Below are 25,418 nucleotides of genomic sequence, written 5' to 3'. Positions count from 1 at the left end.
CTGATGATAACACCAATAGAAGTGCGTAACCCCCGCACAGGTAAATTTGATTATGTGATTGTTCCCCCACCAACAAAACTGCTTTCCCAGCAATGTCATAGACTGCGTAGGGGACAAATCTCTTGGCAGGAAATTGGTGTTGAAGCAAGAATAGAAACTATAAAGCAATTTCGAGAAGCTATAGTATGCGAGTATAGTCTATTAAAAAATGCTTTAGTTAGTGATACAGGGAGATTAGGAACATCAACATTGGAGATAGATATTTTCTTAAATAACATTGATAAATGGTGTAATTTAGCTCCTCAACTGTTACAGTCAACGGCCAAAAATACATCGCTTTCCTTTATTAGTTTAAGACAACAACTAGCTCCCTACAGACTAGTTGGGATCATAAGTCCCAGTCATTTTCCTTTATTGACATCAACAGTTGATGCTATTCCTGCTCTGTTAGCGGGTTGTAGCGTAATTATCAAACCTAGTGAACTAACACCACGGTTTTTTGGCAATCTCATGACTATCATCAATAAAATTAATAAACTAAAGGATGTATTAACCTGTATTGAAGGTGGACCAGAGACAGGGGCAATTTTAATAGATGAAGTAGATCTAATTTGTTTTCGAGGTAGTTTACAAACGGGGAGATTAGTTGCTCAAAATGCTGCTAGGAATTTTATTCCAGCTTTTTTAGAATTAGAAGGGAAAGATCCAGCCATTATTTTAGAATCTGCCAATTTAGATTTAGCAGCTTCCGCAATTTTATGGTCAGCAGTTATGAATAGGGGTAGTTCATCAATTGAAAGAATTTACGTTGCGGAATCTATATATGAAGAGTTTTATCACTTACTAATCACTAAATCCCATCAATTAAAATTGGCCTATCCTGACATTAAAAGTGGAGAAATAGGACCAATTATGTCTGAAAATCAGGCCAAAATTATCAATAACCACCTACAAGATGCAATAAAAAAGGGAGCAGTAATTCATTGTGGAGGCAAAGTTGAAGAGATGGAGGGTACTTGGTGGTGTAAACCTACAGTCCTTACCCAAGTAGATCATTCCATGAAAATAATGATGGAACAAACCTTTGGTCCAATTATGCCCATCATGAGCTTTTCCACAGTTGCAGAAGCAGTGAATTTGGCTAATGATTCTATTTATGGATTGAATGCTGCCATATTTGCTGAATCAGAAGAATTAGCGGTAGAAATTGGTATGGAATTAGATGTGGGCGCCATTAGTATTAATGACGCAGGTCTAACAGCTATTATGCAAGAGGGGGAAAATCATCCCCTAAAATTTTCTGGTTTAGGAGGGTCTCGCATGGGTAACTCAGTTTTTAAAAAGTTCCTCCAAACCAAGGCTTTCTTAATAAAAACTAATAATCTTAACGATCCTTGGTGGTTTAATACAGAACAGTCTATTTAAACTCCCACACCCTCCAACTGTTCATCAGTCAACTCATACAACTGACGCAGTTGATTTAGTCTATTTTCATCCGCATTCCACAAACCTCGACCATGTGCTTCTAACATCCTGCTGACAATATTCCTAAATGCTTCCGGGTTAGCTTGACGCAATTTTTCCGCCATTTCCTGATCTAAAGCATAGGTGTCTGCTGCTTGTTCATAAACCCAATGGTCTCTAAAATCCACTGTTCCCCCCCATCCAATTAAAGCTGTCATCCGCTGGGAAATTTCAAAAGCACCTCCCGAACCTTGATTGGCCATGGAGTTAGCCCATTTAGGATTTAATAACTTAGTTCTGTACTCCATTCTTAATAAATCATCTAAATTCCTGGGTGTGGTGTCTTTAGAAAAACTCTCCACGAAACTAGCTGTCACTCGCTTTCCACTTTGCTGCTCTGCAGCTTTTTTCAAACCCCCCGTATTGGCATAATATTCTTGAATATCGGTTAAACCATACTCTACAGAGTCTATTTCCTGGACTATGCGATCGCTTGTCTTTAATAAGGTTTGTAATACCTCTGGTCTAGCTTGTCCTTTATCTTGACGACCATAACTAAAAACATTGCGACTCTCCCAGGTTTTGCCCAATTCATCACCACTATCCCAATTACCATCAACTACTCGGTCATTAACCAAAGAACCGAAATCACCGGAGGGGTTAGAAAATAATCTAGCTGATGGATTTTCTACTCCCTGTGCTTGTAAAAGCAAAGCATGTTTTCTAATAAAATTCCACTCTTGAGGTTCATCAATTTCTGCTGCTCGCAGAAATAAATCATCCAACAGTTCAATAATATTCACAAAGCTATCGCGGAAAATACCCGATAGATTACCCAGCACATCAATTCTAGGATGTCCCACAGTTTCTAGGGGTTTTAAATCGTATCTGATAATTCTTCCTGTTCCTTCCTTCACTGGTTCAGCACCTACCAACTCTAACAAAATCCCTAGGGATTCACCCTTGGTTTTAATTGCATCTAAACCCCATAATAAAACTGCTACAGTTTCTGGATAGGAGTGATGTTCTTGTAAGTGCTGGTCAAGGATTTTGCGAGCAATTTCCCTACCTCGCTCATAAGCAGCGGGGGAAGGCATTCTATAGGGATCTAAAGCATGAATATTTCTCCCCGTAGGTAATACACCCGGACCATCTCTCAACAAGTCTCCACCGGGTGCAGGGGGAATATACTCACCATTTAATCCTCGTAATAAGTTGGTTAATTCATCGGTGGACTGGTTTAATAAATCTATAATTAGATTTTCTTGGGATTTTTGGGATTCTTTTTGTAGTTCAGTTCCTTCCCCAAAATAGGCGTTCAAGTAACCGGTTAGTTCCTCCTCATTAGGTGGTTCACCTAAAGTGTGCAATCCGGAAGAAAACAGACGGTTTTCCAATACCTGTAGGTACTCATATAACTTCACTAAATAATGTTCAAAAGCATGAACACTAAACATTTTGACATTTTCTGGGGTAAAAGGAATTCCCAATTTTTTGGCATCATCGAAAGGACAATCAATATCCAAACCTGTATCAACAATTTTCTTGCAAATTCCGTCTTTTAAAACATAGTTTTTTTGTGGGTCTTCTCGATATTCAGCGATGAGATCTCGTAAACTTACTAATTCCTTATATAGACCTGCTCGACCATAAGGTGGCACATTATGAGAAATCAATACCCCATAACCACGACGTTTAGCCAAAATTGATTCAGAGGGATTATTAGCAGCATAGATATATAAATTGGGTAAATTTCCTAAAAGAATATCTGACCAAGAATAACCCGTATTCCCTAAAGGAGAACCTGGTAACCATTCCACCGTACCATGCATACCAAAATGCACCACTGCATCCGCTTGAAATTCATTTTGTAACCATTTATAATAAGCTGCATATTGGGGATGGGGAGTTAGGTCTCTTTCAAACATTAACCGCATGGGATCCCCTTGAATCCCTAAAGGTGGTTGAATGCCAATCCAAATATTTCCTAATTGCACACCACCAATATGTAATTCATCTCCATAGGTTTTAATCCCTGCACCGGTCAAAGATTGCCATTGTTTTTCAATTCGGGAAGTGCGAAGATAACCTAACCACTTTTCTAAGGTTTTGACATTCACCGTATTAGTTTTAGTGGGGAAGGGTTTATTTTTTTCCCAGGTTTCCAATTCTTCATCCACCACTTTTACTTGTCTAATTAACTCTTCCCCATCTTGGGGAATTTCACCCACTGTATAACCCTGTTCTTTGAGTGCATGAAGTAGTTTAATCAAACTGCGAGGAACATTTAATAATGCAGCAGTTCCCACCGCACCATAACCGGGAGGAAAACCATAAAGAATAATGGCAATTTTTCTCGCTGATGTTGGTTTTCGACCTAGAGCAACCCAGTTGATCACCCTATCAATTAATCTTTGCACTCGCTCAGGTACTAAGTATATATTTTCCCCCACTAGTCCACCTAGGGGAACTGTATCAATTGCTCCATCTAGTTCCGGTAAGGCATACAAAACTACACTTTGTAAACCTCCAATTCCTTGACGAGTCCAAGAGTAAATATCTTGAATTAGTAGGGGTGCAGCCACAATGTAGGGAATGTTCTTAGCCATAAGAATGCGTTTAGCCACTTCTACTTGTCTTCCCGCTTCCATGGAACCAGCTGGTCCACCCACTAGGGGAAACCCAATGGTGGAAACTAGGATATCAACTTTTACTGCTTCGATGGATAGTGAGGGTGTTTCTATATTTCCCTTTTGTCTCTCTTGACTTTCATAATCCGTTGTCAGCCAATCACGAACCGCCACATGACCTTCTACACCGTTAATGAAAATAGGTAGGGGTATTAAACCTGAACTTTCAAATTTTTTAATTAGTTGAGGAATATAATTTTGTTTAGTAATAACGTGCTTTCTATATAGTAATATGGCAACAACGGGTTTTCCTTGGATGTGACCATCTCCCCCATACCATTCTAAATATGCTCTCGGTGACAGAAAAAAACCTGGGTAGTCTGGGTGTAATAAACCCATGTTAGGTGTTTCTATAGGTTCGGGAATATTCTCCACTTTCAAACCTAAATATTTTTCCGCCAGGATCCAAAATAAAGCTGCTACATTTTCTTTCCCACCCGCATTCCAGTAACCGTAGATGATTAACCAGTTGCGCAGGTCTTGAACTTTTTGTACTGGGACAAATTTTAATAGTTTGGGCCCCAGCTTGAGGAAACTAATATAACCAGCAAGTTTGTCTTCTTCTTTACCATTGCTGAATTTATCCAGGATGAACTTAATCGGTTTTGGCATCCCCGCAGGTTTGTCACCTATGGAGAACTTACCTATTTGGGTCAAACTCATTAATTCTAACGCTGACTCAAAAATTAGTCGGATGGGAATATGACGAATATGCTCCCTTAACCACAAAACCTGATCATAATCAAAGATTAAACTGCCAAAAAATACATCGGCATTTTTAAGTGCATTTTTGATCTCTTCTTGATTTGTACTAATATTGCGATCGCTAAACACATGAATATCTAGGTCAGAACAGCGAGAACTAGCCAAAAGAGCTGCTTTTCTGTATAAGTCGGCATTAAAAGATTCAAACCCAGCAATTAAGACAATCCGTTTCATGCTATCCAAACTCTTAGATTTATTAAATATTTACCTTGATCTTAAACATTCTTAGCTGGTTTCGGGAGAATATCTATCATGGGAGTGAGTTATATTGGATTAGTTGAACCACGAATCTTATCATAATTCATGAAATTTGGCATTGATATAGGTCATAATTGCCCTCCAGACACCGGAGCTGCAGGTATTAGGTCGGAAGACAAATTAACCATGGAAGTGGGCAATAAAGTTATCTCTAAGTTAAGAGGTTTAGGTCATCAGGTGATACCTTGCAAACCCGATAGCGCTTCTTCTGTGAGTCAGTCTCTGGGTAGACGTTGTGATATTGCCAACCGTAATAGAGTTGATGTTTTTGCTTCTATTCATTTTAATGCCTTTAATGGAAAAGCAAATGGCACAGAAGTACTTGCTGGAAGTGATGCGGGAAGAAAAATTGCCCAATCCATAGTGAATGAAATTGTTAGTTTAGGGTTTTTTAACCGTGGCGTTAAAAATGGATCTCATTTATATGTACTGAGAAACACTAATATGACAAGTGTTCTCATAGAATGTTGCTTTGTAGATTCAGCTAAAGACATGCAGCTGTATGACGGGGAAGCAATGGCTAATGCTATTGTTAAAGGGTTAACTGGCAAACTACCAACCACTCCTGTGAAACCAGTGGAAGATGTAACTGGTGATAAGGATACTAAGGAGAATAAGGATACTAGTATTTTGAGGCTACAAAAAGCGCTCAATCAACTAAAAATTACTGATAGAAATAATCGACCACTGACGGAAGATAACTTTACAGGACCTGCGACAAGTTCTGCAGTAGAAAAGTTTCAAAGAGTTGTGGGTATTATTCCTACAGGAATGGCAACTCAAACTACCTGGGATGCCATCAATCAGATATTGGCAAAACGAACAGTTCAGGGGAATCAAACTAGTGGACCAATCATGAGATATTTACAATATCGTGTGGGTACAACGCCCGATGGTATTTATGGTAGACAAACAGAAGCAGCAATTAAGAGATTTCAACAGCAGAATGGTTTAACCGCTGATGGGATTATTGGTCCTGCAACTTGGACTAAGTTAATAGGGTAGAGCTTGGTAGAAGTTACCTGATAAGTGCTATACTAATCAGGTAATAATTCTCACTTCTCCCATGCCCATGGTTGTTTTGCGACCAATACCGGAAAAAAGGGCGAATTTGGCTAAAATATTCGCTATACGAGCTTGTTGCAGATCTGGAAAAAAATATTTAACCCAACCCACACAACCTATTTCTCTACGGGTTTCTATGGAGCTGTTAATTTTTAAAAACTGGGTTTTTAAATCAAAAGCTAAAGCTAAACTTTGCCATTGAATAGAAGAAAAATGTAGCTCTGGGGGTGCAAAATAGTTCCAACGATGTAGTAGGGTGTTAAATACCAAGTCTGGTAAGGGAAAAGGTTGAATATTGCGATGATGCTGTAAACTAGTGGGAGAAATAAAATTTAGCACGATCTCAGAATTAAAATTAGCAATATTTGCCAAACTTTCATAGTTAGAAATATTGACTAAATTATGAGAATTAGGTACAGTATAAATACCGCGAATGATAAAGGGAAAATTATCCAAATAAATAGATGGAGTTTGATACATTTCTATGCCTTGTAACAAGGGTTGTATTAAATTACCATTTAACAGAGAAATACGAATCAAAAATCTATCCCCTAGTCTTGTCCCATCTTTACGCCGATACCCAATGAGTCCAGATAAACTAAATGATGATTCTTGACTATTGGAAACTGATTCAGCTAGATAGGAATTCCCTATGCTTAACCAATCGATAAATTGAGCATAAATTGCCTCATTTAGTCTTGTAGGAATGGGTTTTTCACTTGCAGCGCCCAGTTCAATAATTAAACTTTGTAAAACCATATTCTTAGATCAATATCCCTGTGCTTGCACCATAACCCACTCTCTTAGGTAAGCAAGTTTGGTCTGGTAATTGATAATAATCTCCCATTAATTGTGCTTGGCTTAACAAGCTGGAGGGTGACATAAAAATCCTATTATAAAGTAATAATTTGGTGGTTCGAGATAAATCTATGGGGTTTAAAGGATGTTTACTAACATATTCTCCAGATTTTTGTTTGAAGTCTGAGATAATACTGGTTTCAACTTTAATTTTTGCTGACCATTTACCCAGTCTAATCCAGTGGGGAATTGTAATTTCATGGGGAGCAAAAATATAGGTTTTAAAGTGACTACCTACCGCTAATTCTTTGACATTGCTATACTCATGATAGCAAGGAATTTGGGCAACGGTGTTAACTTGATATGACCAGCTAATTGGTAAAGCAGGAAAGACATAAATTCCAGCTTGATTTAGATGAAAAAGACTTTGCTCTTGATTGGTATCTAAATAAGTAAGTTCTGGAACTACTTTACCCAGGAGACGGTAAGAACGAGGAATATAATCTGTTTCAAAAAAAGCAAAACTCAATGCCCAATTGTGCAGATATTTCTCGGTTTCATACAGGTTACCAATTTCACGATTGGCAAGAAATACATTATCATGTAATTTTAAATCACATTGATAAATCATCATAAATTTAATTGAGGTTTACTAGAGGTTAACTAATTGATAGTTGCTACTATCTAGACTAATAAAATTTCTTTTTCTAAAAGGTAGACTGGGGATAATTTCTTTGCCTCTTGAAGACCAAGAATCACCATAGATTTGAGCATAAATTTTTGTCTGTTGACAAAGTGTGGTCATCACAGTTTTTAATTTAGTCTCATCTTGATAAAGGATGGAAACTTCTGTTAGTAGGTCTGTTAACTGTGATCCTGTAATTATCCTAGTCTTGCGTACCGGTTCTTGATTTAACAGATTATTGCTTACTTCCGTAGCTTTGGTAATTAAGTCCACCAAGGAAGTATTAAGATCTGATTTAAAAATATCATATAATGCTTGGGTAAAATGAAGATTACTGAATATTTCACCATCACAAAATACAATGCCAATTACATGATTGGACATTTTACTAATTGTTAATTCCCGCCCTATATGAGGGGGGTTATGCAATAAATTGCCCAAAACATATAAAAAACTCTCAAAAGTAGGATCACACAAGGTTTCTAGGGTAGGAAAGGTAATTTCGGTAATAACATCATTTGATTCGTCACCGAGAGAAAAAGATGAGTCTGAGTAGACTTTTGCCAGCTCTATTCCACTTTCATTACCAGCAAATCCGTAAATAATACAATCTGGGCATTTTTTACAGCAGTTTTCACCATTACAAAATTTATCTTTATCCTTGGGGTTATCACTAGCTAAACCAAGGGAACACAATAGTTTCCTTCCTGCTAATCTTGCTGATGTGGTTTGTTGATGCTTCAACATTACTAGTTTATTAATCATATCACTAGTTTGTATTCCTGCTCGTGTTCGTACTGTGCTTAACACTCCATCGGGTTGTAATATAGGAAAGCATTGACTGTGACGCAACATTACAAAATGGACATATTTACCAGATGCTAAACGGGGTAAAGCTGTGGGAAATTCTGGTTTGATACTGTGTAAAAAACTGTCTAAAAAACTCATCTTTTTGGATCCTTAGTGCTTTTTGATTTTGCAAACATGCAAATATCTCGCAAACTCCTACTTTTCGTCTAGTTTCGAGTATAGGAGCAGTAAATAAATTTTCATTTTAGGGTAAGTGTTTACTCTAGGTATTTACTTGATGCAACTAATCTAATACTTCCTGATTGGGAGTTGTTATCAAAAAATGACCACATCTCAAAAATTTTTGGGTTTATAGATTAGAAAAATGATGTTAATTGACATCATCAAATCAAAACTTTGTTTAACACACAAAAATACTTTTTAAAAACAAGTGGTAATAAATCCTGAAATTAAGATGTATAATTATTGCTGAATTAAACATTGTCTATCCCAGTCAAGATGTCATCAAATAATGCTAGTCCATGGAATCAAATAGGATTCGCACTAGAAATATTGAGACTCCTCGCACAAAAGTCCCGAAAAAAATCAGAATTAATGTTATTGCTAGGGGAACGGGGTTTTGCAGATGGGGATCTAGGACAAAAGATCACCCGCACCGTAACTAAGTTGAGGGGTTGTGGTTTTGAAATTAAATCAGCGCCAAACCAACCATATAAATTGGTGACATCAGATTTCCCCGTAATTATAACAGAAGAACAACGACAAGCTTTAGCTATGGCATGTGAATTACTAGCAAGTCTGGGGTTTTCTGCGGAGGCGGGACATATTTACAGAATTGCTAACTCGGAAAATCGCATATCCCACAAACTGACAACGGATTTTCACCCACCTACGAATTATAGTGAAGATAAGATTCAGGAAATAGTACAGGATCTACAAAATCGGATTGGGAAAAAGCGTCGATTTGTTGTTTGGTATAGAAGCAGAAATGGTAATGACAAACAGTGGGACTTAGACAAGTCGGAATTAAGACTGCATAACGGAGTCCTTTATTTATTTAGTATAGTTCCGAGTTTTGTTGGTCAACACATTCACAAAACACCTAATCCAGAGCAGAATTGCACTTTAAGGGTAGACCGTATTACTAGGGTGGGTTCTTCTTCCCAAATACCTTGGACTTACACCAAATTTCCCACTTTGAAAATTCAATATCGTCTGACAGGGAATTTAGCCAATTATAAACCGCGTCGTCCCTATGAAAAAATTATTTCTCCTCCTGATAAGATAGAGCATGTTGATATTGAAACACAAGAAGATTGTATTTTCTGGTTTCAGCAAAGAATTTTACAATATGGCGCTAATGCTAGAGTTCTACAACCAGATTGGTTAGTAAAAATAGTGATGGAAAGTTTAAATAAGGCACATAGTAATTATCAATATCAGGTCACGGGAAGTAGGTAATAAGCCATATTTCCTATTCCCCATTTGCAATCTCTAAAATTTCAACGTTTATCAACTAATTGAATAGTTGTTGCTTGTGGTCCTTGCTCTCCTTCTTCTTGGGAAAAATGAACACAAGCACCTAGTTTTAATTGATTAAAATCTTGATGTAAAACACTATTTTTATGAAAGTATATTTCCCTCCCATCTAGGGCTTGTAAAAATCCATATCCATCTTCTTTAAATAGTTTTGTGATGAAACCTGTACTCTCCCGTGTTTCTTCATCTCTATCATATTGCTCACTGGCACGTTGCATTTGGGTAAGTTTAGATAGTTGATGAACCATGGCATCAAAAATTTGTCTAATTACTGCATCCAGAGGTTCATATCGAATACTCTCACCAGGATTTTTTTCTGCTACTAGTTCATGACCAGGAGGAACAGTTAGATCAATTCTTACCCGATAGGGAGAACCACTCCGAGGACGATCATGGCTTTTTTCTATGGCAATATGACAGCTATTAATGTAATTACAAATATTTTCCAATTTGGCTATTTTCTCCCGAACCAATTTATCAATTACCTGGGATTTATCTAGGTTACGATAGGTGATTTCTGGTGCAATCTTCATACTTTTATCATCCTAATATGTCAAACACCCACTATAGAGCTACTTAGTATGATTTCAATCATACCCAGGAAGGAATCTTTACCATTTCTTCTCTACTCAAATGGAGATCCTAATTTAAATGGGTAATTCAAAGATCCGACTTTTAAGTAAGTAAGTTGGCGTTAAAAGACCAAACTATGTAAAGATAAATAAATAGGGTAAGTGGAATTAAACATGAACGTAGGTTGGGTTGAGGAACGAAACCCAACGCCCCCATGGGTTAGCGGTAGGGTAACCCATCCTATAAATAATCGTCCCTCCCTACTTACCTCTCCGGGAAAAACTATATCTATCATTGGTAATGGTTAGTCTATTATCACTCCTAAAATGCTAACATACCCTAATGTCAGTACGACTGGAATTTTTCGGTGATGATCACAATCATATCATTAGGAATAATCAAATGGTAGATAATTTAAAAAGTCAAGTAGTTACTCAAGGAGTACAACGATCACCTAACCGCGCTATGTTGCGAGCTGTTGGCTTCCAAGATGGGGATTTTAACAAGGCTATTGTCGGTATTGCTAATGCTTATAGCACTATTACACCTTGTAATATGGGAATTAATCAGCTGGCACAAAGGGCAGAATTGGCTGTTAAAAATGCTGGTGCTATGCCTCAAATTTTCGGTACTATTACTATCAGTGATGGCATCTCTATGGGAACGGAAGGTATGAAATACTCTCTGGTCTCCCGGGAGGTAATTGCTGATTCTATAGAAACTGCCTGTAGCGGACAAAGCATGGACGGGGTAATAGCTATTGGTGGCTGTGACAAAAATATGCCAGGTGCCATGCTGGCGATCGCTCGCATGAATATACCTGCAATTTTTGTCTATGGTGGCACTATTAAACCCGGACACTATAATGGCAAGGATTTAACTGTTGTTAGCTCTTTTGAAGCGGTAGGACAGTACAGTGCGGGTAAAATTGATGAGCGAGAGCTTTTAGAAGTAGAACGTCGCGCTTGTCCTGGTGCTGGTTCTTGCGGGGGAATGTACACAGCTAATACCATGTCTTCAGCATTTGAAGCTATGGGTATGAGTTTACCCTACTCTTCGACTATGGCTGCTGAAGATGAAGAAAAAGCAGACAGTACGGCAGAATCTGCTTCTGTACTGGTAGAAGCTATTCGTAAACAAATATTACCCAGACAGATTATTACCCGCCAATCTATAGAAAATGCTATTTCCGTAATTATGGCAGTGGGTGGCTCAACAAATGCAGTATTACATTTTCTGGCTATTGCTCGCGCTGCTGGTGTAGAACTTACCCTAGATGATTTTGAAACCATTCGGGGTCGGGTTCCAGTTTTATGTGATTTAAAACCCAGTGGTAAATACGTGGCTACAGACCTACACAAAGCTGGTGGTATTCCCCAAGTCATGAAAATGCTTTTGGTTCATGGTCTCCTCCATGGTGATTGTCTAACTATATCAGGACAAACCATAAAGGAAGTTTTAGCACAAATACCTGATGAACCAAATCCCCAGCAAGATGTAATTCGCCCTTGGCATAACCCCATGTACCCCCAAGGACACCTAGCTATCCTCAAAGGTAATCTGGCTAAGGAAGGCGCAGTGGCTAAAATTACAGGGGTAAAAAACCCGGCAATTACTGGACCTGCAAGGGTATTTGAATCGGAAGAAGCCTGTTTAGATGCTATTTTATCTGGTAAAATCCAAGCCGGAGATGTGATTATTATCCGTTATGAAGGACCCAAAGGCGGACCGGGAATGAGGGAAATGCTTGCTCCTACATCAGCGATTATCGGTGCAGGTTTAGGTGATTCAGTGGGTTTAATTACCGATGGCAGATTTTCTGGTGGTACTTATGGCATGGTAGTTGGTCATGTTGCTCCAGAAGCAGCTGTGGGTGGAAATATTGCCTTGGTGAAAGAGGGTGATAGTATTACTATTGATGCGAATGCTAGACTATTACAGGTAAATGTGTCGGATGAGGAACTAGCCCAACGTCGAGCTAGTTGGCAACCTCTTCCACCTCGTTATAGTAAAGGCGTATTAGCAAAGTATGCCAAACTGGTAGCTTCTAGTAGCATTGGTGCGATTACTGATTTTGACTTGTTTAATTAGGTTAGTTAGAGTTACAACTGACCTTACTAGCAAGATTCGACCAAAAATGAGAATCAATTGCTTGGCAGGTTCAAGCAATTGATGTTAAGATAATACTTGTACAAATTAGATCATTAGAGACAATTGTGGCAGTAAAACCAGAGTGGTTGCGGGTAAAAGCACCCCAGTGGCAACGTGTAGGTAACATCAAAGAGATCTTGCGGGATTTGTCCCTGAATACGGTTTGCGAGGAGGCCTCCTGTCCCAATATTGGGGAATGCTTCAACGCTGGAACCGCCACATTTTTAATTATGGGTCCTGCTTGCACCAGAGCTTGTCCTTATTGTGACATTGATTTTGACAAAAAACCTAAATCCTTGGATCCCACTGAACCCTCAAGACTAGCAGAAGCTGCGCGCAGAATGCAGCTCAACCATCTGGTAATTACCTCCGTAAATAGAGATGATTTACCCGATGGTGGTGCATCCCAGTTTGTCAACTGTATTAATTCTGTACGAGAGGTATGTCCTAATACTACAATAGAGATTTTAATTCCTGATTTATGCGGAAATTGGCAAGCTCTGGAAAGTCTGCTACAATCAGTGCCAGAAGTGCTAAATCACAACACGGAGACAGTGCCAAGACTGTATCGGAGAGTGCGTCCCCAGGGAGATTATCAACGGACAATGGAATTATTACAACGCTCCCGCCAAATTTCACCCACAACCTATACTAAATCTGGTATTATGGTGGGTCTGGGTGAAACAGATGAGGAAGTTCGTCAAGTTATGCAGGATTTGCGAACGGTCGGTTGCGACATTTTGACTATCGGTCAATATCTCCAACCTAGTCCAAAACATCTCCCAGTCTCTGAATTTATTACCCCTGAACAATTTGCTACCTGGCAAGTTTATGGTCAGCAACTGGGGTTTCTACAAGTTGTTTCTTCCCCTTTGACCAGAAGCTCCTATCATGCGGAACAGGTCAGAGAGTTGAGGACGCTTTTTCCAAGATAAGTTATGCTAGTTAATGAAAAAAAATTTAAATCTATCCTTATTTTAGGTGCAGGTGCTTGGGGAACAACTCTGGCAAAATTAGCTCGTGTGAATGGCAATCAAGTGACCGTATGGTCGCGTCATGGATCCCAGCATTTAGGTGATCTTATCAATAATGTTGATATGGTCTTATCCGCTGTTTCTATGAAGGGTGTTCGTGAAGTGGCTTCACTAGTTAAGTCCTTTCCTGTCTCTCCCCACACTATATTTGTCACAGCTACTAAAGGTCTAGATCCAGAAACCACTTGTACACCCTCCCAAATTTGGCAAACAGAATTTCCTAATCATTCTATAGTCGTACTCTCAGGGCCTAATTTATCCCAAGAAATTGCTCAAGAATTGCCTGCTGCTACCGTGGTAGCTAGCAAAAACAATATGGCAGCTCAAGTCGTGCAACAAGTCTTTTCATCTAGTCGATTTCGTGTGTATACTAACCCTGACCCGGTAGGTGTGGAACTAGGTGGAACGCTCAAAAACGTCATGGCGATCGCAGCTGGGATTTGTGACGGACTGAACCTAGGAACTAACGCTAAAGCAGCCTTAGTAACTCGTGGCTTAGCGGAAATAATTCGCATTGGAGCAATTTTTGGTGCGAAAACGGAAACTTTTTATGGTTTATCCGGTCTAGGGGACTTGTTAGCAACTTGTAATAGCCCTCTAAGTCGTAATTACCAGGTTGGTTATCAATTGGCCCGTGGAAAAACACTGGCGGAAATTCTTGCCAATCTACCTGGAACAGCGGAAGGGGTGAATACCTGCTACGTCTTGATGCATCTATCTCGAGAACAAAGTATTCCTATGCCCATCACCCAACAAGTTTATCGTTTATTAGAAAGCCTAATCACCCCTCAACAAGCATTAGAAGAACTGATGTTAAGAGGTATGAAGTCCGAGTATCACGAATAGGGTTTTTACCCCCCACCCCAAAACACACTACAAAAGGTAAAGTTAATCCCAGACCGTCCGTCAAATCACCCTAATCATGACAATGAACAACAATTTTGACCTTTTTTTCACCCCCTCTTATCTCCCAAAAATTACCGGAAGAAATTGTTAAATTGTCAGGAAAAGACTTTTCCGGTCATGTAAATGTAACCATGTAGTTTATCCACAGCAAAATCACTGGAAATATCCTCCCGCTGAGTTAATAAAACCACTTAGCCAGATTCCCAGAAAATACTTGCTGAAGATAACTTATCTCGAATTGCATACCTTAAAAGCAACTAAAGTATAATTTGTTACGGTTTACCACAGTTTTGTTCAAGCATAAGATTAGGAAGAGTTGAGACCTGACAGTGAGGAGTAATGATTTTGGGTAAGGGTCTTCATCTTTCTGTTTGCCATTATGGCCAATTCCCAACAGATGACTTCTAGATTAGTACAACTCATAGACCGTAATTTTAGCTGACCCTCATTGTTACCTGGAGCAATAAAAAAGTTATGTTAGCCATATCGCTAGATACAGAAGTGGAATACAATCCCCAACAGTCTCATCTGACATTACCTGAGTTAGACCTTATTAATGTAGGTGATGTCAATACTGATGGGGGGGATCTATCGGAGGAGCTGTCCTTAGATGACCTACAAGACATAGAACAGGAAGAAGATATAGAAATAGCTGCTGTTGACCCTCAAAACCTAGTAGGGAACAACCGTCGCAGCACTGACCTAGTAAGAGTGTATCTACAAGAAATTGGCAAAGTCAGATTATTAGGAAGAGACGAAGAAGTTGGAGAAGCACAAAAAGTGCAGCGACATCTGAAAATCAGATTATTACTAGCCAATGCAGCTAAACAAGGTGATGCTCTAGTCGTTCCCTACCTACAATTAATTCAAGTACAAGAGCGTTTGGTCTCTGAATTAGGACATCGTCCTTCCTTAGAAAGGTGGGCTAGTACCGCTGGGATCAAACTGGCGGATCTCAAACCTACATTATCGGAAGGAAAAAGGCGCTGGGCGGAAATTACCCAGTTGACAGTGGAAGAATTAGACCAGATTCAGTCCCAGGGAATACAGGCCAAGGAACACATGATTAAGGCGAATTTGCGCCTGGTAGTATCCGTCGCCAAAAAGTATCAGAATCGTGGTTTAGAACTATTGGACTTGGTGCAAGAAGGAACTTTGGGTCTGGAGAGAGCAGTGGAAAAATTTGATCCCACCAAGGGCTATCGTTTTAGCACCTATGCTTACTGGTGGATCCGCCAAGGGATTACAAGAGCAATTGCCACATCTAGTCGCACTATTCGTCTTCCTGTTCACATTACAGAAAAACTCAATAAAATCAAAAAAGCACAGCGCAAAATAGCACAGGAAAAGGGAAGAACACCGACTTTAGAAGATTTGGCCCTAGAACTGGATATGACCCCTAACCAAGTTCGGGAAGTATTGTTGCGCGTTCCTCGTTCTGTCTCCCTAGAAACTAAGGTTGGTAAGGATAAAGACACAGAATTAGGAGAACTCCTGGAAACAGACACTATTACTCCAGAAGAAACCTTGATGCGAGAGTCTTTACAAAAAGATATACACCATTTGCTATCAGACCTAACCACAAGAGAACGGGAAGTAATTTTGATGAGATTTGGTTTAGCTGATGGGCACAGTTACTCCCTGGCTGAAATAGGGCGTGCTCTGGAACTTTCCCGCGAAAGGGTCAGACAAATTGAATCTAAGGCTTTGCAGAAGCTCCGTCAACCTAAACGGCGCAATTTAGTTCGTGATTATTTAGAGTCTCTAAGTTAGACAATACTAAGATTAAGGTTCCCAAACCACCTGGGTAAGGGAGCTTTAATTCTTTGTTTTTTGTCCTCATCTAAAGTGGCATTAATGCTCGCTGACACCGAGGACAAACAGCATGGATAGTTAACTGACAGTCCAAGAGTTGATAACCTTCTTTCTGTGCTGTTTTTGTACCTATTTTCAAAATAGATTCGTTTTTGAACTCAATCGTAGCATTACATTTCACACAGATTAGGTGATGGTGATGATGGGGATAGGGCTGATTTAATTCATAGTGCTTATGCCCCTCACCTAGTTCTAATTCCCGCAGAATTCCCAGTCTAGCCATCAACTTGAGTGTCCTGTAGACAGTGGATAGACTTATGCTTTCACCCTCATTTTCTAGGCGATAATGAAGATCCTCTGCGCTTAAATGTTCACCCTGGGGTAATTCTTGAAAAATATGTAGAATTGTTTCCCTTTGAGGAGTTAAACGCCAGCCTCGATCGTTTAGTTCTGCCTTAAGCGAACCAGTTGTGTAGACAGTCATACTAAATATTCTCAACAAAGCCTGCTAATTGACAATATAACAAACCCCAGGACTGATTTGCAATAGTCGAGACCTATTGACAATATTTATCAAGATAGTTCATTCTACCAGGGACTCCGCCTCATGTACCAGGTTTCTCAAGGTCTCTAAGGTTTCTAGACTGACATTTTGCCATAATCTCCTTTGGTGTGCTTCTAATAACCTTTCAGCTATATCACGCAAGGCCCAAGGATTCTTTTCTCGAATGAATTCACAAACTTTTGTATCTTGTAAGTAACTGTCAAAAATTCCTGTATACATGTAGTCTTCTACACATTGAGTGGTAGCATCATAACCGAATAAAAAGTCCACTGTTGCTGCTATTTCAAAAGCACCCTTATAACCATGGCGCATTACCCCTTCAATCCACTTGGGGTTAATAACCCGGGAGCGATAAACCCTGGCAATTTCCTCTTTCAGTTTGCGGACTTTTGGTTGGTTCGTATTGGCATGATCTCCAAAATAGGTTTCTGGGTTTTTACCCTGAATAGAACGAACTGCTGCGGTTAAACCTCCTTGAAATTGATAATAGTCATCAGAATCAAGTAAATCGTGTTCTCGATTATCTTGATTGTGTAAAACGATTTGCATTTGCTTTAAACGTTCTACAAAAATTTCAGTGTTAGCAACTGAAGATGGTGACTCCACAGTTCCCAAGTAGGGATGAGAACTCCAATTAATATAGGCCTGAGCTAAATCTTGGTCACTTTGCCAATTTTGAGAGGCTATTAAACCTTGAATTCCCGTACCATAGGTTCCTGGTTGGGAACCAAAAACACGATAAAGAGATTTTTCTGTAGCCACTTCTAAACTTAATCCCTGCTGGGTCCACAGGTCAATATCTTGTCCCACAGCAGTTACTAGGGGATTTTCCTCTGGTGGTTCATCCAAATTTGCCACTGCTACCACTGCTCGAGAGAATAGGTCGATTAAATTGGGGAAAGCATCCCGGAAAAAGCCAGAAATTCTCAAAGTAACATCCACGCGGGGACGACCTAAAATGGACAGGGGTAAGATTTCAAAGTCTATAACCCTTCTTGCTGCACCATCCCAAATAGGTTGTACGCCCAATAGGGCTAAGGCCTCAGCAATGTCATCACCTCCGGTTCTCATGGTGGAAGTTCCCCACACTGATAAACCTAGAGTTTTGGGATATTCCCCCTGTTCTTGAGTATAGGTTTCAATCAAGTTTTCCGCCGCTTTTCTACCTACATCCCAAGCTGTTTCTGTGGGGATAGCTCGAATATCCACAGCATAAAAATTCCTACCTGTAGGTAGCACTTCTGGTCTCCCTCTAGTAGGTGATCCAGATGCAGCGCTGGGGACGTACTTACCATCTAATCCCCGCAGTAAATTACCTATTTCTTCGGTGGTCTTTTCTAGAGCTGGAAGTAGTTTTGATTCTATCCAGTTCACAACTTGTTGAGTTGAGGACTCGTCTTGGCTAGTGTTGGTTCCATGTAACTGATTTTCTATAATTTGAGTGACCAGAAAAGCAGCTTGTTCCTCCAGAAATTCTACCACATCGCCCTGGGTGCGACAGGACTTTATTTCCATCTCCCTGGAAACCCAATTGGGTAACGGAGTTGATGGTGGATGAAATATGTCACCATATTTTGCTGTTAACGGGTCAATATTTAATCCCCAGTCTTGAGCTATAGCACGGGTGATTCCCGGAGAATGACGGTTGGGAATCCGGGCGATCGCCACTATTAAGTCTCTTAATTGTCTCCCCTGGGGAACTTGTCCAAAAATGTGTAACCCGTCACGGATTTGTGCTTCTTTAAGTTCACACAGATAACCATCTAAAGAGTTTAAAATGGCAGATTCAAAGTTAAGGATATCTTTTTCGTCTTTGATCCCTAAATCTTGGTAAAGATGTTCTTGGATCACTAACTCTTGAATACGCTGTCTTAATGTGGGTAGTCGGGAAGGATCTAAGGTTTCTGCTTCATAATACTCATCGATTAAATTTTCTACCTTTTGTAGGGAACCGTATAATTCCGCACGGGTCATGGGTGGGGTTAAATGGTCAATAATCACCGCTTGAGAGCGACGTTTAGCCTGGGAACCCTCTCCGGGATCATTGACAATAAAAGGGTAAAAGTGGGGTGTTGCTCCAAAAGCTACTTCAGGATAACAGCTATTTGATAGGGCCACACTTTTACCGGGTAACCATTCTAAATTGCCGTGTTTTCCTAGGTGAATAATGGCATCACACTTAAACACTTCCCTGACCCAATAATAAAACGCTAAATAATTATGGGTAGGTTCTAAATCTGGCGCATGATAATTTAAACTGGGGTCTTGTTCATAACCTCGTGCGGGTTGAATCCCCACAAATACATGGCCAAAACTCACTCCACAAACTGATATCCCCCTTGATTCCCCGGAATTCATCACCTCCCAATTCCCCCAACGCTTGAGAACTTCTTCCTGAACGGATCTGGGTAATGTATTAAAATATCTTGTATATTCTTCAAAGGAAACAGATTGATTTACATGCTTCCAATCCCGACCTTCCGGATCATTGGTCACCCCAGCGGTAAGAACTTTGATTAGTTCATCACCGTTTTTGGGTATGGCACTCACATCATAACCCGCACTCTCTAAGGCTAAGAGAATTTCTATACAACTAGCAGGACTATCTAAACCTACCCCATTAGCCAATCTGCCATTGGTGTTAGGGTAATTTGCCAAAATTATAGCTACACGCCTTTCTGAGGGCATTTTGCGCCGTAATCTCAGCCAATTTGCCGCCAAATCTACCACAAAATTAATGCGATCGCCCACAGGTTCATAAACCACCACATCGGTTTCTAAACTGGAATTGCGAGTTTGTAAAGTTTTAAAAGATACAGCTCTAGTAATAATTCTGCCATCTACCTCTGGTAAGGCCACATTCATAGCCATGTCCCGGGGGGTCAAACCTTGCAGTTGGGATGTCCATTGTTCTAGGGGACCACCAGAGAGGATGACCTGAAAAACTGGAACATCCAATTTTTGCCAAAGTTCAACCTGGGGTGTTTCTGTCTCCAAACGTGCTAAGGAAAAACTCGTGGTGTTGAGTAATAAATCAATATGGTGATTCTCGCAAGATTGGAATAGGTGGACTAATTGTTCGCTCACACCCGGTTCCCGCAAGGAAGAAACAAAAACCGGGACTGGATGCAGATTTTTTCTCACTAGAGCATGACACAAAGCATCAATTACACGAACATTACCTGCCAAATAATGAGCGCGATAGAATAAAATACCTACTCTGGGTAATTGGGAAAAATCTAACTCATCCAGGGATTTACTACTTTCCGGTTTTGCGGGTTCATATAGTCCTACCCTGGGGACAGCTTGTGGTGGTGCTGGGTGAAATCCAGTGGAGAGACAATTATCACAGACAAATAACAAACCATTCAGAAAGTTTTCCGTGCCACCTTCTTGAAAATACTCCCACACCTGACGAACAATTTTTTCAGAAACAGTAGACTTAGATATTAAATCCAGATCAAGAGCGTCGTCTCCTGGCATTACAATAAGACTAGTGCAGTTGGTGGCTACAATTTCTTGTACTACCTCCAAACCATAAGCCCAATAGGAACCCCCTCCTAGTAGACGTAAAACTATTACCTGAGCAAGTTCCAACACTTCTTCAGCGTAAGTGTCTATGGTCATCTGTTGCTGTAATTGCAGCAGATTGGCAACTCTCATCTGGGGAAATTGAACGGGCAATTTTGGCACTGTTGTGGCTAGGGTTTGTATATCTGTGTCAGCAGCAGTGATAAATATAAAAGGGGCTGGGGTTTGTTCCAGAAATATCAAACTTTCTGATTCGTTCCACCCACCCGGTGTGGCATTGATACGATGCATAATTCTTTAATGAATTTCCCCCGAACACTCTTAAACCTGAACACTTTTACTGATTACCAGGACTAACTTGGGATTAACAACAACCTTCCATAGTACCATGGATAAAACCACCTAAAAAACCAGTATACCACAACTAATTACCCACAAGCAAGGGAATTATTTGGCCTGTTTTTTCCAACTTTCAGGCATTCCGCCCATTTCATTAAAATCTTCAAAATGCTTAGTGACACCGATTTGAGCTTTGCTGGCATCTTACCTTTGAGTATATTTAATCAACTTGGTGATTTGTTGCATCAGGTAGCTCACGAAGTAGATAGTGCTGCTCTCATACTTACAGAAGCAGTGTTAGTACGAATCTCTGTTCCCCCAGGGTGGCAACCACAAAGATTTATTCTTGTAGTCTCTCAGCAATTTAGCGCTCTTTTACTTGGCAATCTTCCAGACGGTGCTCAACAAGGTCAGTCCATATCGGATACAACTTTGGAGTCCCTCCATATTCACTTCACTTTTAACTCGGAGGCGATCGCAAATTTTGCCACTAGACTAAGCGAATTGTTTGCTGCTAATTCTCACATTCATCAAAATATCTTGCAGTGTAGAGAACTCCTGGGAGCAAATAATGCCACTTACCAAAGTAAATTCACAATTTTGTTGTTACAATATTTACTCCCTACTATTAGTCAAAATACAATTAATCCGCATTCTCTACCACCAGAAGGGTTTACTTGTAAACCTGTGGAAGATGCTCTTACCAAACAAATTGCCCAAGAAAAACTCTTAAATCAAGTAACTACTCAAATTCGTAAAAGCTTAGATCTCCCCGTAATCATGTCTACAGCAATCACCCAAGTGCGGGAATTTCTAGAGTTGGATAGACTGGTAATTTATAAATTTGTTTCAGCTCCTATTAATAATCCCATTAATAATCTTCATGATCTTATTCCTAACAATTCTTTAACATCTCCCCAATCTCAATATTTCTCTCCTAGATCCGTAGATCATCAGTGGTTTACCCAAGATTCTGAACACAATGGAGGCTGTGTAATTTATGAATCCCTTGGTGGAGAATCAATCAACTCCATATTAAACTCCCAAGAAGACTGTTTAGCAGTGCACTCCCCATGTTGGCAAAAATATCACCAGGGTTTTATTTTAGTCGTGGAAGATGTGGAAAAAACCTACATACTGGAAAATTGCCTGCTAAATTTCCTCCGAACCAATCAAATTCGTGCTAAAGTGGTGGCACCAATTATTTTTGAAAACAAACTGTGGGGATTACTAATTGCTCACCAATGTCATGCTCCTCGACAATGGACAGAACCCGAAAAAGCCCTATTATCTTCCATTGCTGAACAGTTAGCGATCGCCATTAATCAGTCACAATTAATGGACTCATTGCGGGAAGCAACACGCAAATTAACCCAAGAAAAACAAACTTTAGAACAAAGAGTAATTGAAAGAACTATGGCCCTGCGGGAAGCACTTTTAGCCGCAGAAGCAGCCAGTCGAATTAGAAATGAGTTTTTAGCTACTATTAGTCACGAACTATTAACCCCCCTTACCTATGTAATTGGTATGTCCTCTACCTTATTACGTTGGCCTTTGGGAGAACTGACACCACGACAAAGGGAATATTTACAAACAATCCACGACAGTGGTGAAAGACTCTTAGACATGATTAATGATATTCTGGATTTATCACAAATTCAAGCTGGCAAAACTGTATTAAATATTTGTGAGTTTTCCCTAACTAGGTTAGCAGAAAATATAGTAGATTCCCTACTCGAAAAAAGCACCAATGCCAAAGTTACCTTGAAACTAGACGTGCAGGTAAATCCACGCCATGATCAATTTAGCGCTGATCCTGGTAGAATAGAGCAAATTATTTGGAACCTATTAACTAATGCCATCAAATTTACACCCCAAGGTGGAAATGTCACCCTCCGATTTTGGGTAGAAGACAATACCGTTATCTTTCAAGTAGAAGATACTGGAATTGGCATTCCAGAAGAAAAATTACCCCTGGTTTTTGAAAAGTTTCAGCAGGTAGATGCCTCCTATCATCGTCCCTATGAAGGTACAGGCATTGGTTTAGCCCTAACTAAACAAATAGTGGAACTCCACCGTGGTCGTATTGAAGTGGAGTCAACAGTAGGTGTTGGCTCAATCTTTACCGTCTGGATCCCTAGCTCGGTTTTTGATAAATAAACAATATTAACAGTATTAACAATATGAACAATTTACTATCAAAACTACCGGAACTATCAGGACTTATTGTGTCTTGTCAAGCTCCTATTACCTCACCACTCCATAATCCCACCATCATAGCAGCTATGGCACAAGCCTCCGCAAATAATGGTGCTAAAGCCGTGAGAATTGATACTCCCAATCACATCAAAGCTGTGAAAGAAAAAGTTCCAGTGCCAATTATAGGTTTATGGAAGCAAATTGTAGCAGAGTCAGATGTGTACATTACCCCTCAATTTCACCATGCTTTAGCTGTTGCAGAAGCAGGAGCAGACATAATTGCCATAGACGCAACTCAAAGAAAACGTCCAGGAGGAGAAAAACTAGTTGATATGATTAGGGGAATTCATCAACAAATAGGTAAACCAGTGATGGCTGATGTAGACACCTTTACATCTGCTAAATTAGCTATAGATAGCGGTGCGGACATAGTGGGTACAACCCTTTTTGGTTACACAGAAGAAACCAAAAACCTCATTCCTCCTGGGTGGGAACTTCTCAAACACATAGTAGAAAACCTGAAAGTGGAACACCCAGACATTCTTGTGATTTGTGAAGGGGGGATTTCCTCCCCGGAGGAAGCAAAAAAAGCATTAGAGCTGGGTGCGGATGCGGTTGTAGTAGGCACAGCAATTACTGGAATTGATCTGTTAGTTAAAGCCTACATAAAAAGGATTTAAACCTTAATCAGACCTTTTAGGAGACGGACGATCCGTACTCCAGGCCCACCAAGCACAACCACAGTGACAAAGATAAAACTCTTGCCACTTACGACGTTGCTCTGGGGTTGTCACAGGGGATCTTCGATTTAACCAGACTCCCACTGCTTCCCTGCTACCAGAGCCACATTTAGGGCAAAAAAAGTTATAAGAGTGGACTGACCGATCCGTCCATTCTGGTGGGTTAGCTGCAAAAGCATCCATGAGTTCAAATTCTCCGACCTAGATCCGGTAAAATATGGGATTAGTTCTCAAGGAAGACCTGAAAGTCTTTATGATGGATCCAAATACTGAAATTCGTCGTCTGTTGGATATAGTACCAGCTTCCGGACGCATGACAATTAAAATTATCAGCAAACCGGAACAGAATCAAGTGATTAGTGCAGAGTTTCCCCTACCTTGGATTCAGAGTAAACCGGTATATATCAATTTTGAATTATGGAGACAGTTAAAAAAGCCACAAAGAGACCTCTTAATATTGTATCACACGAGTTGGTTAATAGGAATCAAATGGATACAACCGGATATTTATCAGGGAGCAGTCCTCGTAGGACTATTAGGAGGGGTAATAGAAACTCTTCAGGGTGATATAGTTGGTTTAGTCATAGCCGGTGGCTTAACCGTCACAAGTGGCGTAAAACTGTGGCAAAACAATAAGTCTCAAGAACTACAACTGAAAGCTGATAAAACAGCGATCGCTATTGCTCAAAAACGAGGATACTCCGAATCAGAAGCAGCTGGACATTTGTTAACTGCTATTGAGACAGTTGCTAAACTTGAGGGAAGATTAGGTCTCAATTTTAATGAATTAATTCGTTGTCAAAATTTGCGAGCGATCGCCAGTTAATTCCACCTATTGCGATCGCCTGGAATAATAGGTTATAATTCATAACTTTGGGATATCAAACAAGTCGTTCCAGGTGAAGCTAAACTTTGGTGAGCCATCCTGCTGACACCCAATTAAATGAGATTTGATAGGAAACAACAAAGACAATGGTCAAACGAGTGCAGTTAGTATTAACAAAAGATGTAAGCAAACTAGGAAAATCCGGCGATCTAGTGGAAGTAGCTCCTGGTTATGCGCGGAATTATCTAATTCCCCAGAGTTTAGCCACCCAGGTAACTCCTGGCATTTTAAAGCAAGTAGAGCGTCGTCGGGAAATAGAACGCCAACGTCAACTAGAACTCAAGCAACAAGCGGAAGAGCAAAAATCTGCTTTAGAGAAACTGGTTAAAGTAGCGATCGCCAAACAGGTAGGTGAGAACGAAGCTATTTTTGGTACTGTCACCACCCAGGATGTAGTAGATGCTATTCAAGCAGCTACAGGGCAAACAATTGATAGACGTGGCATAACTATTCCAGATATTAACCATTTGGGTACTTACAAAGCGGATATTAAACTTCACTCAGAAGTGACTGCTAAAATTGATATTGAGGTTGTAGCCAGCTAAATTGGTTATAGGTCACATTAACCATTGATTAATGATTGCACCGTTCAGTGGGATGCGTTA

19 protein-coding genes are annotated in these 25,418 nt (G+C 40.0%); 11 read left to right on the top strand and 8 right to left on the bottom strand.

All coding sequences use genetic code 11. The features are described from left to right. Positions 1-3 precede the first annotated feature (3 nt). Positions 4-1,425: an aldehyde dehydrogenase family protein gene (locus tag C6N34_RS09635; RefSeq protein ID WP_115539272.1), complete on the top strand. Its 1,422-nt coding sequence runs from the start codon at positions 4-6 to the stop codon at positions 1,423-1,425. On the opposite strand, the gene bchH is transcribed toward C6N34_RS09635, so the two are convergent. Further along, entirely contained in the window at positions 1,422-5,093 is a 3,672-nt protein-coding gene (gene bchH, locus C6N34_RS09630) for a magnesium chelatase subunit H (RefSeq protein ID WP_115539273.1), read from the bottom strand. The genes C6N34_RS09635 and bchH overlap by 4 nt on opposite strands. Before the next feature lie 129 nt (positions 5,094-5,222). Between bchH and C6N34_RS09625 the strand changes: the two genes are divergently transcribed. Then, positions 5,223-6,182 carry an N-acetylmuramoyl-L-alanine amidase gene (locus C6N34_RS09625; protein WP_057178431.1) on the top strand — a complete coding sequence of 320 codons (960 nt, stop codon included), beginning with the start codon at positions 5,223-5,225 and terminating at the stop codon, positions 6,180-6,182. Positions 6,183-6,218: 36 nt separating this feature from the next. Here C6N34_RS09625 and cas6 read toward each other — a convergent pair whose 3' ends face one another. The 3 genes from cas6 to cas7d are packed head-to-tail and all read right to left on the bottom strand — an operon-like array spanning position 6,219 to position 8,673. Continuing rightward, positions 6,219-7,001, bottom strand: a complete 783-nt coding sequence (gene cas6 / locus C6N34_RS09620; protein ID WP_057178432.1) for a CRISPR system precrRNA processing endoribonuclease RAMP protein Cas6 — start codon at positions 6,999-7,001, stop codon at positions 6,219-6,221. Between the two features lie 4 nt (positions 7,002-7,005). Continuing rightward, positions 7,006-7,674 carry a type I-D CRISPR-associated protein Cas5/Csc1 gene (gene cas5d / locus C6N34_RS09615; RefSeq protein WP_057178433.1) on the bottom strand — a complete coding sequence of 223 codons (669 nt, stop codon included), beginning with the start codon at positions 7,672-7,674 and terminating at the stop codon, positions 7,006-7,008. Between the two features lie 18 nt (positions 7,675-7,692). Continuing rightward, positions 7,693-8,673, bottom strand: a complete 981-nt coding sequence (gene cas7d, locus C6N34_RS09610; protein ID WP_115539274.1) for a type I-D CRISPR-associated protein Cas7/Csc2 — start codon at positions 8,671-8,673, stop codon at positions 7,693-7,695. Positions 8,674-9,033: 360 nt separating this feature from the next. Between cas7d and C6N34_RS09605 the strand changes: the two genes are divergently transcribed. Further along, positions 9,034-9,996 (top strand): helix-turn-helix transcriptional regulator, encoded by a 963-nt coding sequence (locus C6N34_RS09605; RefSeq protein ID WP_006277052.1) that lies wholly within the window; start codon positions 9,034-9,036, stop codon positions 9,994-9,996. Positions 9,997-10,037: 41 nt separating this feature from the next. Here the strand turns inward: C6N34_RS09605 and C6N34_RS09600 are convergent, their stop codons facing one another. Continuing rightward, positions 10,038-10,607 carry an HPF/RaiA family ribosome-associated protein gene (locus C6N34_RS09600; protein WP_115539275.1) on the bottom strand — a complete coding sequence of 190 codons (570 nt, stop codon included), beginning with the start codon at positions 10,605-10,607 and terminating at the stop codon, positions 10,038-10,040. A gap of 442 nt (positions 10,608-11,049) precedes the next feature. Here C6N34_RS09600 and ilvD point away from each other — a divergent pair, with 442 nt between their 5' ends. From ilvD to sigC, 4 genes are all read left to right on the top strand, one after another. Further along, positions 11,050-12,738 carry a dihydroxy-acid dehydratase gene (ilvD, locus tag C6N34_RS09595; protein ID WP_057178452.1) on the top strand — a complete coding sequence of 563 codons (1,689 nt, stop codon included), beginning with the start codon at positions 11,050-11,052 and terminating at the stop codon, positions 12,736-12,738. 125 nt (positions 12,739-12,863) lie between these two features. Beyond that, the gene (gene lipA, locus C6N34_RS09590; protein WP_006277048.1) at positions 12,864-13,733 is read left to right on the top strand and encodes a lipoyl synthase; all 870 of its coding nucleotides are present in this window, start codon (positions 12,864-12,866) and stop codon (positions 13,731-13,733) included. Between the two features lie 3 nt (positions 13,734-13,736). After that, complete coding sequence (locus tag C6N34_RS09585; protein ID WP_102947357.1) at positions 13,737-14,678, top strand: NAD(P)H-dependent glycerol-3-phosphate dehydrogenase; 942 nt, start codon at positions 13,737-13,739, stop codon at positions 14,676-14,678. A gap of 534 nt (positions 14,679-15,212) precedes the next feature. Further along, positions 15,213-16,511 carry an RNA polymerase sigma factor SigC gene (sigC, locus tag C6N34_RS09580; RefSeq protein ID WP_235528988.1) on the top strand — a complete coding sequence of 433 codons (1,299 nt, stop codon included), beginning with the start codon at positions 15,213-15,215 and terminating at the stop codon, positions 16,509-16,511. 70 nt (positions 16,512-16,581) lie between these two features. Here sigC and C6N34_RS09575 read toward each other — a convergent pair whose 3' ends face one another. Continuing rightward, positions 16,582-17,037: a Fur family transcriptional regulator gene (locus C6N34_RS09575; RefSeq protein ID WP_057178437.1), complete on the bottom strand. Its 456-nt coding sequence runs from the start codon at positions 17,035-17,037 to the stop codon at positions 16,582-16,584. A 99-nt stretch (positions 17,038-17,136) separates the two neighbouring features. After that, positions 17,137-20,940 (bottom strand): cobaltochelatase subunit CobN, encoded by a 3,804-nt coding sequence (gene cobN / locus C6N34_RS09570; RefSeq protein WP_115539277.1) that lies wholly within the window; start codon positions 20,938-20,940, stop codon positions 17,137-17,139. A 216-nt stretch (positions 20,941-21,156) separates the two neighbouring features. Here cobN and C6N34_RS09565 point away from each other — a divergent pair, with 216 nt between their 5' ends. Beyond that, positions 21,157-23,148 carry a GAF domain-containing sensor histidine kinase gene (locus tag C6N34_RS09565; RefSeq protein WP_057178439.1) on the top strand — a complete coding sequence of 664 codons (1,992 nt, stop codon included), beginning with the start codon at positions 21,157-21,159 and terminating at the stop codon, positions 23,146-23,148. Positions 23,149-23,171: 23 nt separating this feature from the next. Continuing rightward, the gene (locus C6N34_RS09560; RefSeq protein ID WP_057178440.1) at positions 23,172-23,867 is read left to right on the top strand and encodes an N-acetylmannosamine-6-phosphate 2-epimerase; all 696 of its coding nucleotides are present in this window, start codon (positions 23,172-23,174) and stop codon (positions 23,865-23,867) included. 3 nt (positions 23,868-23,870) lie between these two features. Here the strand turns inward: C6N34_RS09560 and C6N34_RS09555 are convergent, their stop codons facing one another. Then, entirely contained in the window at positions 23,871-24,110 is a 240-nt protein-coding gene (locus C6N34_RS09555) for a hypothetical protein (protein ID WP_006277041.1), read from the bottom strand. A gap of 73 nt (positions 24,111-24,183) precedes the next feature. Between C6N34_RS09555 and C6N34_RS09550 the strand changes: the two genes are divergently transcribed. Together C6N34_RS09550 and rplI are read left to right on the top strand one after the other, a co-directional pair. Beyond that, positions 24,184-24,753 carry a DUF3318 domain-containing protein gene (locus C6N34_RS09550; protein WP_115539286.1) on the top strand — a complete coding sequence of 190 codons (570 nt, stop codon included), beginning with the start codon at positions 24,184-24,186 and terminating at the stop codon, positions 24,751-24,753. A 146-nt stretch (positions 24,754-24,899) separates the two neighbouring features. After that, positions 24,900-25,358 (top strand): 50S ribosomal protein L9, encoded by a 459-nt coding sequence (gene rplI / locus C6N34_RS09545; RefSeq protein WP_006277038.1) that lies wholly within the window; start codon positions 24,900-24,902, stop codon positions 25,356-25,358. Positions 25,359-25,418: the final 60 nt, after the last annotated feature.

It is taken from the genome of Cylindrospermopsis raciborskii Cr2010 (assembly GCF_003367075.2).
Classification (GTDB): domain Bacteria; phylum Cyanobacteriota; class Cyanobacteriia; order Cyanobacteriales; family Nostocaceae; genus Raphidiopsis; species Raphidiopsis raciborskii.
The sequence above is the reverse complement of the archived record's forward strand: the minus strand, read 5'-3'. Positions and strand labels throughout refer to the sequence as shown.

Excerpts from the sequence above, each read along its gene's own strand:
- C6N34_RS09635 (WP_115539272.1), top strand. The coding sequence starts at position 4 with ATGATAACACCAATAGAAGTGCGTAACCCCCGCACAGGTAAATTTGAT.
- bchH (WP_115539273.1), bottom strand. The coding sequence starts at position 5,093 with ATGAAACGGATTGTCTTAATTGCTGGGTTTGAATCTTTTAATGCCGAC.
- C6N34_RS09625 (WP_057178431.1), top strand. The coding sequence starts at position 5,223 with ATGAAATTTGGCATTGATATAGGTCATAATTGCCCTCCAGACACCGGA.
- cas6 (WP_057178432.1), bottom strand. The coding sequence starts at position 7,001 with ATGGTTTTACAAAGTTTAATTATTGAACTGGGCGCTGCAAGTGAAAAA.
- cas5d (WP_057178433.1), bottom strand. The coding sequence starts at position 7,674 with ATGATGATTTATCAATGTGATTTAAAATTACATGATAATGTATTTCTT.
- cas7d (WP_115539274.1), bottom strand. The coding sequence starts at position 8,673 with ATGAGTTTTTTAGACAGTTTTTTACACAGTATCAAACCAGAATTTCCC.
- C6N34_RS09605 (WP_006277052.1), top strand. The coding sequence starts at position 9,034 with ATGTCATCAAATAATGCTAGTCCATGGAATCAAATAGGATTCGCACTA.
- C6N34_RS09600 (WP_115539275.1), bottom strand. The coding sequence starts at position 10,607 with ATGAAGATTGCACCAGAAATCACCTATCGTAACCTAGATAAATCCCAG.
- ilvD (WP_057178452.1), top strand. The coding sequence starts at position 11,050 with ATGGTAGATAATTTAAAAAGTCAAGTAGTTACTCAAGGAGTACAACGA.
- C6N34_RS09585 (WP_102947357.1), top strand. The coding sequence starts at position 13,737 with ATGCTAGTTAATGAAAAAAAATTTAAATCTATCCTTATTTTAGGTGCA.
- sigC (WP_235528988.1), top strand. The coding sequence starts at position 15,213 with ATGTTAGCCATATCGCTAGATACAGAAGTGGAATACAATCCCCAACAG.
- C6N34_RS09575 (WP_057178437.1), bottom strand. The coding sequence starts at position 17,037 with ATGACTGTCTACACAACTGGTTCGCTTAAGGCAGAACTAAACGATCGA.
- cobN (WP_115539277.1), bottom strand. The coding sequence starts at position 20,940 with ATGCATCGTATCAATGCCACACCGGGTGGGTGGAACGAATCAGAAAGT.
- C6N34_RS09565 (WP_057178439.1), top strand. The coding sequence starts at position 21,157 with ATGCTTAGTGACACCGATTTGAGCTTTGCTGGCATCTTACCTTTGAGT.
- C6N34_RS09560 (WP_057178440.1), top strand. The coding sequence starts at position 23,172 with ATGAACAATTTACTATCAAAACTACCGGAACTATCAGGACTTATTGTG.
- C6N34_RS09555 (WP_006277041.1), bottom strand. The coding sequence starts at position 24,110 with ATGGATGCTTTTGCAGCTAACCCACCAGAATGGACGGATCGGTCAGTC.
- C6N34_RS09550 (WP_115539286.1), top strand. The coding sequence starts at position 24,184 with ATGGATCCAAATACTGAAATTCGTCGTCTGTTGGATATAGTACCAGCT.
- rplI (WP_006277038.1), top strand. The coding sequence starts at position 24,900 with ATGGTCAAACGAGTGCAGTTAGTATTAACAAAAGATGTAAGCAAACTA.